Below are 14,741 nucleotides of genomic sequence, written 5' to 3' on the forward strand. Positions count from 1 at the left end.
CGGACCTACCGCCGGGCCCGCTGGGCCTCGCGGATGCGGCGGAGCCGGTTGACGGTGCCGGGGGCGTGGGCGAGGGCCCGGGGGTCGTCCATCAGGGCGTTGAGCAGCTGGTAGTACCGGACAGGGCTCAGCCCGAGCCCTTCGCGTATCGCGCGCTCCTTGGCTCCGGGCCCCGGCCAGCTGCGGCCCTCGTACGCGAGCACCGCGGCCTCTGCGGCGCTCAGCCGCCCCGGCGCGGCCTCGGCGGAACGCTCCGCGGCCCCGGCGGAACCCGCTCCGGCCCCGGCGTCGGTCGGACGGGCCTCGGCCGTCTCCGCCGCCGTGCCCGCCTCACCCGCCTGGCCGCCGTCTGTCATACGGCCAGACTAACGCCGCCCGCCGACAGCGCCCCCGACAGCGCCCCGGGCGGCCGCGGGGGCCGGCCGCTGCCGAATCGCCGGCCGCCCGGATGCCGGATGCCGGATGCCGGATGCCGGATGCCGGATGCCGGATGCCGGATGCCGGATGCCGCGGGAGCCTACTTCTCCCCGTCCGCCTTGCGGGCCGCGTCCGCGATCTGTTCCAGGACCTTCGCCGACTGGCCGCCCGGCTGGACCGCCTTGCCGATGTTCTGCTTCACGTCCTCGCTGACCCCGGCCCAGGACTTCTTGCCCACCGGGTACAGGCGGGCGTTGGGCAGGGCGGTCAGGAAGGTGCGCAGCTGGGTCGCGGCGCCGCCGTTCGCGGCCTCCATCGCGCGGTAGCCGCTGGTCGTGACCGGCAGCAGGTCGTAGGTGCTGGTGAAGGTGGTCACGTTCTTCGCCGAGTACAGCTGGTCGAGGAACTTCCCGGCTTCCTTCTTGTGGCCGTTCTTGAAGGCCATCACCCAGTCCGCGACGCCCATCGTGGAGTGGTCGGTGCCGTCCGCCGTGGGCATGGCGACCATGCCGAACTTCACGCCCTTGCCGGCGGCCTGCTTGAGCAGCGTCGGGTGGCCGTTGAGCATGCCGACCTCGCCCCGGGTGAAGCCGTCGAAGGCGGCCTGCCGGTCGAGCTTGCCGGGCTCGACGGGGCCGGTGAGGCCCTGGCCGACCATCCGGTCGCGCAGGAACTCGAAGGTCTTGATGTTCTCGGGGGCGTCGATCGCGTACGCCTCCTCGTTGTCGGTGTAGCCGCCGCCGCCGGAGAGCATCCACATCATCGTCTCGGCCTGGGCCTCCTCGCGGCCCAGGGGCAGGGCGAAGGGGGTGGGGACGTTCGCGGCCTTGAGCTTCCTGGCGGCCGCCTCGACGTCGGCCCAGCTCTTGGGCTGCCACGGGGTGGAGCCGTCCTTGGGGATGACGCCGGCGTCGCCGAGGAGCTTGGTGTTGTAGAAGAGCAGCCGGGTGCTGGCCACGAACGGCATGCCGTACTGGACGCGCCGGACCTTGCCCGCGTCGGCGAGCGGGGCGAGGAAGTCGGCCTCGGTCTTCACGGAGAGCAGCTCGTCGGCGGTGTAGAGCTTGCCGGCCTCGGCGTAATCGGCGTAGGCGCCGATCTGGGCGATGTCGGGGGCCTTGCCGGCCTTGACCATCGCGGCGACCTTGGCGTCGACCTCCGACCAGGAGTAGACGCTGACCTCGACCTTGACGCCGGGGTTGTCCTTCTCGAAGGCGGCGGCGAGGTTCTTCCAGTAGCCGGTGGAGGAGTTCTGCGGATTGTCGCCGTAGTCGGCCGCCACGACCCGCAGGGTCACCTCGTTGTCCCCGGCGAGGCCCGACACGGTCCCACAGCCCGTCAGCGCCACGCCGGTCAGCCACAGTGCGGCGCCGGACGCGGCCAGCCTCAGGTAACGGCCCTTCACAGTTCTCGATCCATCCCAGGTTGTACGTACGATCCGACGTAAGGTCTACACCACTTTGGCGGCTCTTCCACATCCGGCGGCGGGGTCACGCGCGGACTGTTTCGAAACTGTCTCCGAACGCGCCGGAACAGGGCTTCCGGATTTGTATGGCCGCTCAACAATCCCGCCCAATGGACTAGACCTTTCCCCTTCGAGCACGCGAGACTGTCCTCTGTGAAACCCGTGAAACACGTCATCGCCCTTGATGTGGGCGGCACCGGGATGAAGGCCGCCCTCATCGCCGGAGACGGCACCCTGCTGCACGAGGCGCGCCGCGCCACCGGCCGCGAGCGGGGCGCCGAAGCCGTCGTCGAGACGATCCTGGACTTCGCCGCCGAGCTCCTCGGCCTCGGCCGGGAGCGCTTCGGCACGGCCGCCTCGGCCGCCGGGGTCGCCGTCCCGGGCATCGTGGACGCCGAGCGCGGCATCGCCGTGTACGCGGCGAACCTGGGCTGGCGCGACGTACCGATGCGCGAGCTGCTCAGCGCGCGCCTCGGCGGCATCCCGGTGGCCCTGGGCCACGACGTCCGCACGGGCGGGCTCGCCGAGGGCCGCATCGGCGCCGGCCGGGGCGCCGACCGCTTCCTGTTCGTCCCCCTCGGCACCGGCATCGCCGGCGCCATCGGCATCGCCGGCCGCATCGAGGCCGGCGCCCACGGCTACGCCGGCGAGATCGGCCACATCGTGGTCCGCCCCGGTGGACCCGCCTGCGGCTGCGGCCGGCACGGCTGCCTGGAGACCCTGGCCTCCGCCTCCGCCGTCTCGCGCGCCTGGGCGGCCGCCTCCGGCGACCCCGAGGCGGACGCGGCGGACTGCGCCAAGGCCGTGGAGTCGGGCGACGTACGCGCCGAGGAGGTCTGGCTGAGCGCCATCGCCGCGCTCGCCGACGGGCTGGTCACCGCGATCACCCTGCTGGACCCGAGCACGCTGATCATCGGTGGCGGGCTCGCCGAGGCGGGGGAAACCTTGTTCACACCACTGCGGGCGGCCGTCGGGGAACGCGTGACGTTCCAGCGGCTGCCCGAGATCGTTCCGGCCGCCCTCGGGGACACCGCCGGATGCCTGGGCGCAGGGCTGCTCGCCTGGGACCTACTCGCCACGGAGGTACCTGCCTGATGTCCGGACGCACACAGAGCACCGTTCTCTCCGGCGCCAGGGTGGTGCTGCCCACCGGGATCGTGGCGGGCGGCCGCGTCATCGTCGAAGGCGCGCGGATCGCGGGCAGCGCCCACGAGGACGCGCGCACCGTCGACCTGTCCGGGCACTGGATCGTCCCCGGCTTCGTGGACATGCACAACCACGGCGGCGGCGGCGCCTCCTTCACCTCCGGCACCGCCGAGGAGGTCCTGACCGGCGTACGGACCCACCGCGAGCACGGCACGACCACCCTCGTCGCCTCCACCGTCACCGGCGGCCTCGACGAGCTGGCCCGCCGCGCCGCGCTGCTCGCCGAGCTCACGCAGCAGGGCGAGATCGCCGGCGTCCACTTCGAGGGCCCGTTCATCAACCCCTGCCGCAAGGGCGCGCACAAGGAGGACCTGCTGCGCGACCCCGACCCGGCCGAGGTCCGCAAGCTGGTCGACGCCGCGCACGGCGCCGCCCGCATGGTCACCCTCGCCACCGAGCTGCCGGGCGGGCTGGACTCCGTACGCCTGCTCGCCGAGCAGGGCGTGATCGCGGCGATCGGCCACACGGACTCCACGTACGACCAGACGCGCCAGGCCATCGACGCGGGCGCGACCGTCGCCACCCACCTGTACAACGCGATGCCCGGCCTGGAGCACCGCGCCCCCGGCCCGATCGCTGCGCTACTGGAGGACGAGCGGGTCACCGTCGAGCTGATCAACGACGGCACCCACCTGCACCCGGCGATGCTGGAGCTGGCCTTCCACCACGCGGGCGCCCACCGCGTCGCGCTGATCACCGACGCGATGGACGCGGCCGGCTTCGGCGACGGCACCTACCACCTGGGCCCGCTGGAGGTGGAGGTCAGGGACGGGGTCGCCCGGCTCGTGGAGGGCGGCTCCATCGCGGGCTCCACCCTCACCCTGGACACGGCCTTCAAGCGGTCGGTGACGGTCGACCGGCTGCCCGTCGAGTCCGTGGTGCAGGCGATCTCCGCCAACCCGGCGAAGCTGCTCGGCCTCTACGGGGAGGTCGGCTCGCTGGAGCCCGGCAAGTACGCCGACCTGGTGGTCCTGGATACGGACTTCGACGTCAAGGGCGTCATGCGGCGCGGCGAATGGATCGTCAGCCCGCTGGGCTGAACCGGCTCTTCAGCCGTACGTAAGCGAGGCGACCGGCCCGGAGGACTGGGCTGGCCGCCCTCCATTTGGCATGATCCCGGCACACACCAAGACCGGGACTGGCCATGATCCTCACCGTGACGCTCAACACCGCGCTCGACGTCACCCACCGGGTGCCGCGACTGCTGCCGCACACCTCCCACCGGGTCACCGCCGTCACCGAACGGGCGGGCGGCAAGGGCCTGAACGTGGCCCGGGTGCTCGCCGCGCTCGGCCACGAGGTGACGGCGACGGGCTTCGCGGGCGGCCCGGCCGGCGCGGTCGTACGGGACCTGCTCGCCGGCTCGCCCGGCGTGGTGGACGCCCTCGTCCCCTGCGCCGGCACCACCCGGCGCACGCTGGCGGTCGTCGACGAAAGCACGGGCGACACCACCCAGTTCAACGAGCCGGGCCCGCAGATCACGGCCGCCGAATGGTCGTCCTTCCTCGCCCGGTACACCGAACTCGTCGCCGGGGCGCGCGCGGTGGCCCTGTGCGGGAGCCTGCCGCCGGGCGTGCCGGTCGGGGCGTACGCGGTCCTGGTACGGGCGGCCCGCGCGGCCGGCGCCCCCGTGCTCCTGGACACCAGCGGCGAGGCGCTGCGCCGCGGGGTCGCCGCCCGGCCGGAGATCATCAAGCCCAACGCGGCCGAACTGGCCGAGCTGACGGGCTCGCGCGACCCGCTCCCCGCCACCCGCGACGCCCGCCGGCGCGGCGCCCACGCGGTGGTCACCTCCCTGGGCCCCGAGGGCCTCCTGGCCGCCACCCCCGAGGGAACCTGGCAGGCCGCCCCGCCCCGCACGCTGAAGGGCAACCCGACGGGCGCGGGCGACTCGGCGGTGGCGGGCCTCCTGTCGGCCCTGGCGGAGGGCCTCGCCTGGCCGGACCGCCTCACCCGCGCGGTAGCCCTCTCCACGGCCACGGTCCACGCCCCGGCGGCGGGAGAGTTCGACCCCCGCACCTACACGGAGGTACGGGGGTCGGTGAAGGTCACGGCCGTCCCGGCGAACGGGGGGTGAGGGGCGCGGTCAGCCCCGCTCGAGCCAGAGCTGGTCGAGGTTCACTTCGCATGAGTTGCCCGCCTCGCACGAGAGCTTGATCTGGTTCGTGCCCTGCTTGAGTTCAACGAGCGAGTAGGTGTTGGTCCAGCCGTTGGCCCAGTCTCCCGGCTTCGCGTTCGCCCAGTTCTTCATGTTGGCGGGGCGGGACTGGGCCTCACCGTTGATGCCCAGCGTCATGTTGGCGTCCTTGCCCGGCACCCCGTAGGTCATCTTCAGCTTGTACCGCCCGGCCTGCGGCACCTCCACGGTCCACGTCGCCGCTGCACCTATCGTGCTCAGGCCGCCCACGTACTGTCCGCCCGCGCTCTTCGCGCCGGGCACGGTGGTCTGCAGGGAGGCGCCACCCGTGAGGGACATGCCCGCACCGGAGAAGTCCGCCTTCGGTAGCGGGCTCTGCGACGCCACCGGCGACGCACTCGGCTCCGGGGAGCCGTCGGGCTGCTTCGGGGCCGTCGACACGGACGGGCCCGTCGCCTGGTTCTTGTCGGCCTTGTCCTTGTCCTTGCCGAAGACGACCGCCGCGCCGATGCCGATCGCGACCGCGGCCACCACGGCTACCGCCGCGATGAGTATGCCCTTGCGGCTGGAGCCGCCGCCGCCGTTGCCGCGTCCGCGGCCGCCCGACGGGGGAATCTGCTGGGTCTGGGACTGGGGGGACGGCTGCTGCGGGACCCCGTAGCCGTTCGCCCGGAGGGCCTCGGGGGCCTGGTACTGGGCCTGGTAGGCCTGTGGGGGCTGCTGCTGGGGGACGGCGCCGCGCTGGCCGCCGTACGTCCGCTCGCCGACCGTGCGCACCTGGTTGTACGAGGTGCGGGGGACGCCGGGCTGCGCGCCGGGCTGTCCTCCGACCGCGGGGCCGGGGTAGCCGTACCCGCCGCCCTGACCGGGCGGGGTGGCTCCGGCGGCCTGGCCGTCCGCGTAGAGGTAGCCGAACGGGTCATCGCCCTCGGGCTGGTTCGCCCCACCGTGCGGGCCGTTGTTCGCGGGCGTCGTCATCGCAGGTCACTCCTTTCGACCCACGGGAGCCTACCCCGAACACGTGCGCCCACGGGTGGCCGATCCGGTCAACCGGCCCGGCGGTGGGCCTTGGAGCGGGACCTCTTCTCGATGTACATGCGCTGGTCGGCGGAGCGCAGGACCTCGTCGGCGGACATCCCGCAGCTGGCCCAGCCGATGCCGAAACTCGCGCCGACGCGCACGGCCCGGCCGTCCACCCGGATGGGCGGGATGATCGCGTTGCGCAGCCGCACGGCGAGATCGGCGGCGTCGGCGGCGCCGAGGCCGTCGGCGAGGACGACGAACTCGTCACCGCCGAGCCGGGCGACCGTGTCGCCGTCCCGGACGCCGGTCGTCAGCCGCCGGGCCACCTCGATCAGGACGGCGTCGCCGGTGTGGTGCCCGAACCGGTCGTTGATCGACTTGAAGCCGTCGAGGTCGCAGAAGAGCACCGCGAGGCCCTTCGTGCCGTCGTCGATGTCCGAGGCGGGGGCGACGGTGTGCACGTGGTGGTCGTACGGGCCCTCGGGCTGCCCGGGAAAGCCGGCGGGGAAGTCGAAGCCCTCGCCGCCGGGTCCCGGTCCGGCCGGGACGGCGGCCGCGGCGTAGCCGTCGTAGCCGTGCTCGCCGGTCCCGACGCCCTCCGGCCGGCCTTCGAAGGCCGCGTCCAGCGCCTCCACCGCACCGGCCCGCACCGACTGGGGGCGCCGGCACAGCCGTGCGCCGAGCCGGGCGCGCAGCTCGGCGCTGTTGGGCAGCCCGGTGAGGGAGTCGTGGCTGGCGCGGTGGGCGAGCTGGAGCTCGTGCCGCTTGCGCTCCTCGATGTCCTCGACGTGGGTGAGCAGGAACCGCGGCCCGTCGGCGGCGTCGGCGACGACCGAGTTGCGCAGCGAGACCCACACGTACGTCCCGTCGCGCCGCCCCAGCCGCAGTTCGGCACGGCCGCCCTCGGCCGAGGTGCGCAGGAGGGTGCCGATGTCCTCGGGGTGGACGAGGTCGGAGAAGGAGTACCGGCGCAGCACGGACGCGGGCCGCCCGAGCAGGCGGCAGAGGGCGTCGTTGGTCCTCAGCAGCCGGCCGTGCTGGTCGCCGCCCATCTCGGCGATGGCCATGCCGCTCGGCGCGTACTCGAAGGCCTGCCGGAACGACTCCTCACTGGCCCGCAGCGCCTGCTGCTCGCGCTCCAGCCGGACGAGGGCCCGCTGCATGTTCGCGCGCAGGCGCGCGTTGCTGATCGCAATGGCCGCCTGGAAGGCGTACATCTGGAGCGCCTCGCGGCCCCACGCGCCGGGGCGCCGGCCGTTGCGCGGTCTGTCCACCGAGATGACACCCAGGAGTTCCCCGCCCGTCGCATACATCGGGGCGTAGAGCCGGTCCTCGGGGTGCCACTCGTCCTCGAAGCGCGGATCGGGTCCTTCCGTATGCCACTGGGGCACGTCGTCCTCCAGCAGGACCCAGCCCTCGGTGTGCGGGATGAAGCGCAGTCCGTCCCACTCCTCGCCCATGGTCAGGCGGCGCTCCCAGGCGGCACGGGAGCCGACACGGCCGGTGATGAGGGCCTCGGCGGCGGGGTCCCCGGCGAAGGCGGCGACGACGAGATCGCCGTCAGGGCGTACGAGGTTGACACAGGCGAGCTCGTAGCCGAGGCCGCGCACGATGCCGTCCACGACGGTCTGCAGAGTGTCCGCCAGGCTCCGGGCCGTGTTGAGCTCGGCCACCACCTGGTGCAGCTGCCGCAGGGTCGCAAGACGGACGTACGGCTCCGACTCGGTCTCCATTGCTCGCTCTCCCCGAGACCTCGACAGCAACTCCAGGTTTGTCATCGGCGTTTCGTTGCGGTGTCCCGTCCACTGAATCACAGTGAGCTGTGCGGCAGGTACACAGGGTCAACAAATCTTGCTCTCTGTGACTCAAGTCACATGAGATGAATACTGCTGTGGTACAGGCCTGTTGAGGACGAGGGGCACTCCTCCGCCTTCCCGTGAGCAAACGATACGCCCGGGCCTAGTCCCTGCGGTGGGGACGCGGCTCGGACCAGCGCCCGATGTGCGCCACAGGGCGACCGTACTAGCGTGCGGTACGTGCCGAAAACGACCCCCGCACCCCAGCCCTGCGCCCCTGCGTCCCCCGTCTCCCCCCATCCTGAAGGGGTGAGCAACGACGAGTTCCGCGCCGCCATGTCCCGGATGGCGGCGGGCGTGTGCCTGATCACCGCCCACGAGCCGCCCCTGACCGCCGACGGGCCGCGCGGCGAGGACGCCGGCATGACGGCCACCGCCTTCATGTCGGTGTCCCTGGACCCGCCGCTGGTCCTGGTGAGCGTGCGCGAGGGGTCCCGGATGGACGACCTGCTCGCGGAGCAGCCGCTGTGGGCGGTGTCCCTGCTGGCGGACAGCCAGCTCCAGGTGGCGAGCCGGTTCTCCATGAAGGGCCGGATCAGCGACCGGCTCCTCTTCGCGGACCTCCCCCACGAGCGGGGCGCCGTCTCGGGGGCCCCGCTGCTCTCGGGGGCCCTGGCCACCCTGGAGTGCCGCACCCGCTCCCGGATCCCGGCGGGCGACCACACCCTGGTCGTCGGCCACGTCCTGGCGACCGGTCTCCCGTCGCCGGACGCCCTGCCCCTGACGTACTTCCGCGGCCGCTACCGCCACCTGCGACCGTAGCCCGCGGCGACGGACCGCTCGGGGCGAACGGGCCGCTCAGGGCGAACGGGCCGCTCGGGGCGGGCCGGGCCGGGGTGACGGGCCGGGCAGAGCAGGGCAGGGCAGGGCAGGGCCGGGGCCGCGGCGGTCGCCGGGGCTACCAGTCCCGCGAGGTGCGCCCGCGCTTCGTCTCGCCCCGTGCCTTCTTCTCCCGCAGCCGTCGCTCGTTGATCCCGCGCGGGATCTTCGTCGGCCGCCGGACCTTCGGCGGGGCCGCCGTCGCCTCCGCCAGCACCGCGGCCATCCGGACCAGCGCCATCTCCCGGTTGCGGTACTGCGACCGGTGCTCGGACGCCCGTACCGTCAGCACCCCGTCCACCAGCCGGGCGGCGAGCCGCTCCAGCGCGCGCTCCTTCCACACCGCCGGCAGCGCCTTCGTCGCGGCGACGTCGAACAGCAGCTCCACCCTCGAGTCCGAGGTGTTGACGTGCTGTCCGCCCGGCCCGGAAGAACGCGAGAACCGCCAGGCGAGCTCCGCCTCGGGGAGCACGACCGCACCGCGGATGACATAGGGACCAGGCATGCCCCTATGATCCGCTCCCGCCCCAGCCCCCGTCACCCCCATTTACCGGCCCGGGAACACCCCGTCCCCCCGACGACACCCCGGACGACGCCCCGGGCGCCCCCTTCGGGATCTCCCCCGGAAACCCCCCTGGAACCTCCGCGCCCCCTCCTCGCGTTATGAAGGGCAGCGGTAGCTTGACCCCACATCGGGTCGCGCACCCGGAATGACGAGGAAGGACACCAGTCACATGGCAGTAAGCCTGTCCAAGGGCGGCAACATCTCGCTCTCGAAGGAGGCCCCCGGCCTCAGCGCCGTCACGGTCGGCCTCGGCTGGGACGTCCGTACGACGACCGGTGTCGACTTCGACCTCGACGCCTCCGCCATCGCGGTCGACGCGACGGGCAAGGTCGTCTCCGACGGCCACTTCGTCTTCTTCAACAACAAGTCCACCCCGGACCAGACCATCGTCCACACGGGCGACAACCGCACCGGCGAGGGCTCCGGCGACGACGAGTCCATCAAGGTCAACCTCGCCGGCCTGCCCGCCGCCGTCGACAAGATCGTCTTCCCGGTCTCCATCTACGACGCCGACTCCCGCAGCCAGAACTTCGGCCAGGTCCGCAACGCGTACATCCGCGTCGTCAACCAGGCCGGCGGCGCCGAGATCGCCCGCTACGACCTCTCCGAGGACGCCGCCACCGAGACCGCCATGGTCTTCGGTGAGCTCTACCGCAACGGCGCCGAGTGGAAGTTCCGCGCGGTCGGCCAGGGCTACGCCTCCGGCCTCACCGGCATCGCCCAGGACTTCGGCGTCAACGTCTGACCCCGGCCCACGACGGAGCCCCCTTCCCCGCCGTCCCGGGGAAGGGGCCCCGCCCGGCCTCGCAGGGGCCTGCCCGCCTGGCCCTGTGCCCTAAGGCGCCTTCGGGCGCCCCTCCCCGTACAGCCACACGTCCCACACCTTCCTCAGGTCGACGCCCGTGCGCCGCTCCGCGTACGCGGTGAAGTCGGCCGTGCTCGCGTTCCCGTACCGGTGGTCGGCGGCCCAGCCGCGCAGCAGGTCGAAGAACTTCGCGTCCCCCACCTCCTGCCGGATCCGGTGCAGCACCATCGCGCCCCGGTAGTACACGGGGTCGTCGGAGATGTGCCCCGCACCCGGCGGCGCGGCCGGCGGGAAGGCCGCCCATTCACCTCCGGCCTGCGCGTCGACCGAGGTGTCACCGGCCAGGAAGGCCTCGAACCGCCGCTGCGCCGAGACACCCCCGTGGGACTCCGCCCACAGCCACTCCGCGTACGTGGCGAACCCCTCGTTCAGCCACATGTCCTTCCAGGACTTCGGGGACACCGAGTCCCCGAACCACTGGTGGGCCAGCTCGTGCAGCACCAGCTCCTCATCGGGCGCACCCGAGTAGACGGGCTTGGTCTGCGTCTCCAGCGCGTACCCCAGGGTCCCCGCCGGCATCACGATCGAACCGGCCGTGCCGAACGGATAGGGCCCGAAGGTCGCGCTCCCCCACTCCACCATCTCCGGCACCCGCGCCAGCGCACCGCGTCCCGCCTCCTCCTCGGAGGGCGCCACGGCCTGGTACACGGGCACCCCGGAAGGGGTCTTCCCCGTGCTCACCTCGAACTTCCCCACGGCCACGGTCGCCAGATAGCTCGCCATCGGCTCCGCACTGCGCCACGCGAACGCCGTCCGCCCCCCGCCCACATCCCTCCGGGACCGCAACTCCCCGTTGGACACCGCCTCGTACCCCCGGGGAACGGTCACCGTGATGTCGTACGTGGCCTTGTCACTGGGATGGTGGTTGCCGGGGAACCAGCCCATCGACCCCACCGGCTCGCCGACGGCGACCGCGCCACCGCCTCCGGCGGTGATCCAGCCCTCCTTCGAACCGTCCGGATCGACCATCGTCTTGGGCCGCCCGCCGTAGTCCACCCTCGTACGGAAGACCTCGCCCCTGCGCAGGTCCCTGGCCGGCCGCACCGTCAGCTCGTTGCCGGTCCGGTTGAACCGCGCCCCCGCGCCCTGCACCTCCACGCCCTCGACCTTCAGCCCGCTGAGATCGAGGTTGAACGAGCTGAGCCCCTGCTCGGCCCGCGCGGTGATCACGGCCGTCCCGTGCAGCTCCCCGTCGGCCGGGTCGTACGCCAGGTCCAGCGCGTAGTGGTCGACGTCATAGCCCCCGTTGCCCGCCCGCGGGAAGTACGGATCCCGCAGCCCGGACGCGCCCGGCCGCCCCTGCACCGTCGCGCCCGTACACCCCGAGGTGAGGGCGATCAGAACGGCGAGGGCGGGGGCGGCAAGACGGATGAGCGTGCGGTTTTCCACACGCTCGATCCTAAAGGGGACTACTTGCCCAGGGCCTCGACACCGGCCTTGGCGAACTTCTCGTCCAGGTCACCGCTGGGCGCACCGGCCACACCGATACCGGCCACCGGAGCACCGCCGGCCTGGACCGGGGCGGCGCCGGCGAGGAAGAGAGTGCCGGGGATGTCCTTCAGGTTCGGGGTCTGCGCGAGCCGGCCGGCGAGCACCGACGTCGGGGCGTTCCAGGACACGGCGGTGTACGCCTTGCGCTGCGCGGACTCGTAGGACTGCGGGCCGGCGCCGTCGCCGCGCAGCGTGACGACGGTGTTGCCGTTGCGGTCCACCACCGCGACGGTGACCTTCTGGTTCTCCTTCTCCGCGGCCCGGAGCGCGGCCTGGGCGGCGCGGGTGGCGGCGTCGACGGTCAGGTGGGTCGAGGTGGTGAAGTCGCTCTTCGCCTCGTCCTTCCTGGCAGGGGTGGCGCTCGCGCTGACGGCCCCGAACGTCCCGGCGCCGAAGGCGATGGCGAGGGCGGTACCGGTGAGGACGCGGGTACGGGTGTTCATCTCTGCTCCTGGTGGTCTCGACTGGCTCCCTCCCACCATCACCGCCGCCCCTTCCCCCAGCCGTCCCCGTACCGGCTCGCCCCGGCGACCGCACCGGCTGACCCGGGGGTCATCCGATCGGCCGATGCGGCACGGCCGGCGGCCCGCTTTCCTGAGCCCCGGGACTCCGCCCCGGACCCTCCCCCAGCCACCGCTGGGGATACCCCCACGCCTCGGACGCCGGCGAGGCCGGACACGGCCGCCCCGGCACCGACCCGGCCCACCCCCGCAGACCCAGGCCCCGCCCAAGACCACCCGCCCCCACCCGGCCCACCCGGCCCGCCCGGCCCGCACCCCGCACCCCGCACCCCGCACCCCGCACCCCGCACCATCCGCCCACGCCCGGCCCGTGCCCGGCCCGCACCCCGCACCCCGCGAGACCCGCACCACCCGAGACCACCCGCCCACGCCCGGCCCGCACCCCGACCCCGAACCGCCCGGCCAGGGCAGGCGCACAATGGACCCGTCCCCACCCCCCAGGAGCCCCGCCGTGAGCCACCCCCCGCGGAAAGCCGACACCCGCGCCCTGGCCACCGTCATGCACACGGCGTTCTTCCTCCTCCTCGGCGCCTCCGTGGCCCGCTTCCTCCTCCGCCACCCCGGCGAACCCCGCACCCCCTGGGTCATCGCCCTCAGCATCACCCTGGCCCTGCTCTACGTCCTCGGCCCCGCCGTCGGAGGAACCACCACCGACCCGCCCCCCGAGCCCTCCGCCCCCCGCACCCCCACCCTCCGCCGAAGGCTCTGGCTCGGCCTCGTCGTCGCCACCTGGGTCGTCCTCGTCGTCCTCGCACCGAGCTTCGCCTGGTGCGCCGTCCCCCTCTTCTTCACCGCCCTGCGCACCCTCCCCCCACGCGCGGCGGTGGCCCTCGTCACCGTCCTCACCGTCTTCGTCGTCGCCGCCCAGCTCAAGCTCTCCACCGCCTTCGACCCCAACCTCCTCCTCGCCCCGCCCGCCGTCGCCGCCCTCGCGACGGCCGTCTTCATCCACATGGAACGCCAGGCCCAGGCCCAGCGCACCCTCATCGACGACCTGATCCGCACCCGCCGGGAGCTCGCCGCCACCGAACGCCGCGAAGGCACCCTGGCCGAGCGCCAGCGCCTGTCCATGGAGATCCACGACACCCTCGCCCAGCACCTCTCCAGCCAGCGGATGCTGCTCCAGGCCGCCGACCGCACCTGGGACACCGACCCCGTCACCGCCCGCGCCCACGTCCGCAACGCCACCGGCATCGCCGCCCGCGGCCTCGCCGAAGCCCGCCGCCTGGTCCACGACCTGGCCCCGCCCGAACTGGAGAACGGCGCCGGCCTCGCCGACGCCCTGCGCGCCCTGGACGCCGGCCCCGACATCGAGGTCCGCTTCCACCTGGAAGGCACCCCCGCCCCCCTCCCCGACCGCGCCGAGTCCGCCCTGCTGCGCATCGCCCAGGGAGCCCTCGCCAACATCCGCGAACACTCCGGCGCCCGCACCGCCGCCCTCACCCTCAGCTTCCTCGGCGACCAGGTCGTACTGGACATCGCCGACGACGGCACGGGCTTCACCGCCGCACTCCCCGCCACCCCCGCCCCCGCCGACCGCGGCCACGGCCTCCCCGCGATGCGCGCCCGCGTGCGCCAGCTAGGCGGAACCCTGACCATCGAATCCACCCCGGGCGAGGGAACCGTCCTCTCCGCCTCGATCCCCCTGGAGACCACGGGATGACGACGATCCTCCTCTGCGACGACCACGTCGTCGTACGCGCCGGACTCCTCGCCCTGCTCGGCAGCGAACCGGACATCGAGGTCCTCGGAGAAGCCGGCAGCGGCGAGGAGGCGGTCGCCCTCGCCGCCAAGCTCCACCCCGACGTGGTCCTCATGGACCTCCAGCTCGGCGAGGGCATCGACGGCGTGGAAGCCACCCGCCGCATCACCGCACTCCCCCGGCCCCCGCACGTCCTCGTCCTGACCACCTACGACACGGACGCGGACATCACCCGGGCCATCGGCGCGGGCGCCACCGGCTACCTCCTCAAGGCGGAACGCCCCGAGGAACTCTTCGCCGCCATCCACTCGGCCGCCGCAGGACGCACCACCCTCTCCGCACCCGTCGCCAGCCGCGTCATGGCCCACATGCGCGGCACGCGCCCCACCCTCACCGACCGCGAACTGGACATCCTCGGCCAGCTCGCCCGCGGCCTCGGCAACCGCGACATCGCCCGCGCCCTGTTCATCAGCGAGGCCACCGTCAAAACCCACCTCGGCCGCATCTACGACAAGCTCGGCGTCGACACCCGCGCCGGCGCCGTGGCCGTGGCCAAGGAACAACGCCTCCTGCCGTCCTGACCCGACCAGCCGCAGGCCCACAACCCACAGCCCGCGCAGCCCACCACCCACACCCCCGCACGGGAGCGGCCCGACCGGCCACCGCACACCGAC

At 73.3% G+C, this 14,741-nt stretch carries 14 protein-coding genes; 7 read left to right on the forward strand and 7 right to left on the reverse strand.

The genetic code is table 11. From position 1 onward, the window contains the following. Positions 1–5: 5 nt before the first annotated feature. Positions 6–356, reverse strand: coding sequence for a DUF3263 domain-containing protein (locus tag ACFY15_RS24570; protein WP_390687922.1), 351 nt, complete (start codon positions 354–356; stop codon positions 6–8). A gap of 161 nt (positions 357–517) precedes the next feature. Beyond that, positions 518–1,807: an extracellular solute-binding protein gene (locus tag ACFY15_RS24575; RefSeq protein ID WP_390687996.1), complete on the reverse strand. Its 1,290-nt coding sequence runs from the start codon at positions 1,805–1,807 to the stop codon at positions 518–520. A gap of 237 nt (positions 1,808–2,044) precedes the next feature. On the opposite strand from ACFY15_RS24575, the gene ACFY15_RS24580 reads away from it, so the two are divergent. From ACFY15_RS24580 to ACFY15_RS24590, 3 genes are all read left to right on the forward strand, one after another. After that, a complete protein-coding gene (locus ACFY15_RS24580; RefSeq protein WP_390687997.1) occupies positions 2,045–2,977 on the forward strand; it encodes an ROK family protein in 933 nt (310 codons plus the stop codon). Continuing rightward, entirely contained in the window at positions 2,977–4,128 is a 1,152-nt protein-coding gene (gene nagA / locus ACFY15_RS24585; RefSeq protein WP_390687923.1) for an N-acetylglucosamine-6-phosphate deacetylase, read from the forward strand. Before ACFY15_RS24580 ends, nagA begins: the two co-directional genes overlap by 1 nt. 104 nt (positions 4,129–4,232) lie before the next feature. Further along, positions 4,233–5,165 carry a 1-phosphofructokinase family hexose kinase gene (locus ACFY15_RS24590; RefSeq protein WP_390687924.1) on the forward strand — a complete coding sequence of 311 codons (933 nt, stop codon included), beginning with the start codon at positions 4,233–4,235 and terminating at the stop codon, positions 5,163–5,165. A gap of 9 nt (positions 5,166–5,174) precedes the next feature. Here the strand turns inward: ACFY15_RS24590 and ACFY15_RS24595 are convergent, their stop codons facing one another. Both ACFY15_RS24595 and cdgB read right to left on the reverse strand, forming a co-directional pair. After that, positions 5,175–6,203 (reverse strand): CBM35 domain-containing protein, encoded by a 1,029-nt coding sequence (locus ACFY15_RS24595; protein ID WP_390826067.1) that lies wholly within the window; start codon positions 6,201–6,203, stop codon positions 5,175–5,177. A gap of 68 nt (positions 6,204–6,271) precedes the next feature. After that, positions 6,272–7,981, reverse strand: coding sequence for a diguanylate cyclase CdgB (gene cdgB / locus ACFY15_RS24600; RefSeq protein ID WP_390687926.1), 1,710 nt, complete (start codon positions 7,979–7,981; stop codon positions 6,272–6,274). A 303-nt stretch (positions 7,982–8,284) separates the two neighbouring features. On the opposite strand from cdgB, the gene ACFY15_RS24605 reads away from it, so the two are divergent. After that, positions 8,285–8,866: a flavin reductase family protein gene (locus ACFY15_RS24605; RefSeq protein WP_390687927.1), complete on the forward strand. Its 582-nt coding sequence runs from the start codon at positions 8,285–8,287 to the stop codon at positions 8,864–8,866. Between the two features lie 136 nt (positions 8,867–9,002). On the opposite strand, the gene arfB is transcribed toward ACFY15_RS24605, so the two are convergent. Next, entirely contained in the window at positions 9,003–9,428 is a 426-nt protein-coding gene (gene arfB / locus ACFY15_RS24610) for an alternative ribosome rescue aminoacyl-tRNA hydrolase ArfB (RefSeq protein ID WP_042816468.1), read from the reverse strand. Positions 9,429–9,657: 229 nt separating this feature from the next. Between arfB and ACFY15_RS24615 the strand changes: the two genes are divergently transcribed. After that, complete coding sequence (locus ACFY15_RS24615) at positions 9,658–10,233, forward strand: TerD family protein (RefSeq protein WP_390687928.1); 576 nt, start codon at positions 9,658–9,660, stop codon at positions 10,231–10,233. A gap of 90 nt (positions 10,234–10,323) precedes the next feature. On the opposite strand, the gene ACFY15_RS24620 is transcribed toward ACFY15_RS24615, so the two are convergent. Next, positions 10,324–11,742: a M1 family metallopeptidase gene (locus ACFY15_RS24620; RefSeq protein ID WP_390687929.1), complete on the reverse strand. Its 1,419-nt coding sequence runs from the start codon at positions 11,740–11,742 to the stop codon at positions 10,324–10,326. A gap of 20 nt (positions 11,743–11,762) precedes the next feature. Continuing rightward, positions 11,763–12,287, reverse strand: coding sequence for a heme-binding protein (locus ACFY15_RS24625; protein ID WP_390687930.1), 525 nt, complete (start codon positions 12,285–12,287; stop codon positions 11,763–11,765). Between the two features lie 496 nt (positions 12,288–12,783). Here ACFY15_RS24625 and ACFY15_RS24630 point away from each other — a divergent pair, with 496 nt between their 5' ends. Beyond that, the gene (locus ACFY15_RS24630; RefSeq protein ID WP_390826082.1) at positions 12,784–14,028 is read left to right on the forward strand and encodes a sensor histidine kinase; all 1,245 of its coding nucleotides are present in this window, start codon (positions 12,784–12,786) and stop codon (positions 14,026–14,028) included. Further along, positions 14,025–14,648, forward strand: a complete 624-nt coding sequence (locus tag ACFY15_RS24635; RefSeq protein WP_365149665.1) for a response regulator transcription factor — start codon at positions 14,025–14,027, stop codon at positions 14,646–14,648. Before ACFY15_RS24630 ends, ACFY15_RS24635 begins: the two co-directional genes overlap by 4 nt. Positions 14,649–14,741 lie beyond the last annotated feature (93 nt).

The organism is Streptomyces sp. NPDC001373, from assembly GCF_042895815.1.
Lineage (GTDB): Bacteria > Actinomycetota > Actinomycetes > Streptomycetales > Streptomycetaceae > Streptomyces.

Bases quoted from the DNA above. Each gene is read 5' to 3' on its own strand.
- ACFY15_RS24570 (WP_390687922.1), bottom strand. From the start codon at position 356: ATGACAGACGGCGGCCAGGCGGGTGAGGCGGGCACGGCGGCGGAGACG.
- nagA (WP_390687923.1), top strand. From the start codon at position 2,977: ATGTCCGGACGCACACAGAGCACCGTTCTCTCCGGCGCCAGGGTGGTG.
- ACFY15_RS24590 (WP_390687924.1), top strand. From the start codon at position 4,233: ATGATCCTCACCGTGACGCTCAACACCGCGCTCGACGTCACCCACCGG.
- ACFY15_RS24595 (WP_390826067.1), bottom strand. From the start codon at position 6,203: ATGACGACGCCCGCGAACAACGGCCCGCACGGTGGGGCGAACCAGCCC.
- cdgB (WP_390687926.1), bottom strand. From the start codon at position 7,981: ATGGAGACCGAGTCGGAGCCGTACGTCCGTCTTGCGACCCTGCGGCAG.
- arfB (WP_042816468.1), bottom strand. From the start codon at position 9,428: ATGCCTGGTCCCTATGTCATCCGCGGTGCGGTCGTGCTCCCCGAGGCG.
- ACFY15_RS24615 (WP_390687928.1), top strand. From the start codon at position 9,658: ATGGCAGTAAGCCTGTCCAAGGGCGGCAACATCTCGCTCTCGAAGGAG.
- ACFY15_RS24625 (WP_390687930.1), bottom strand. From the start codon at position 12,287: ATGAACACCCGTACCCGCGTCCTCACCGGTACCGCCCTCGCCATCGCC.
- ACFY15_RS24630 (WP_390826082.1), top strand. From the start codon at position 12,784: ATGGACCCGTCCCCACCCCCCAGGAGCCCCGCCGTGAGCCACCCCCCG.
- ACFY15_RS24635 (WP_365149665.1), top strand. From the start codon at position 14,025: ATGACGACGATCCTCCTCTGCGACGACCACGTCGTCGTACGCGCCGGA.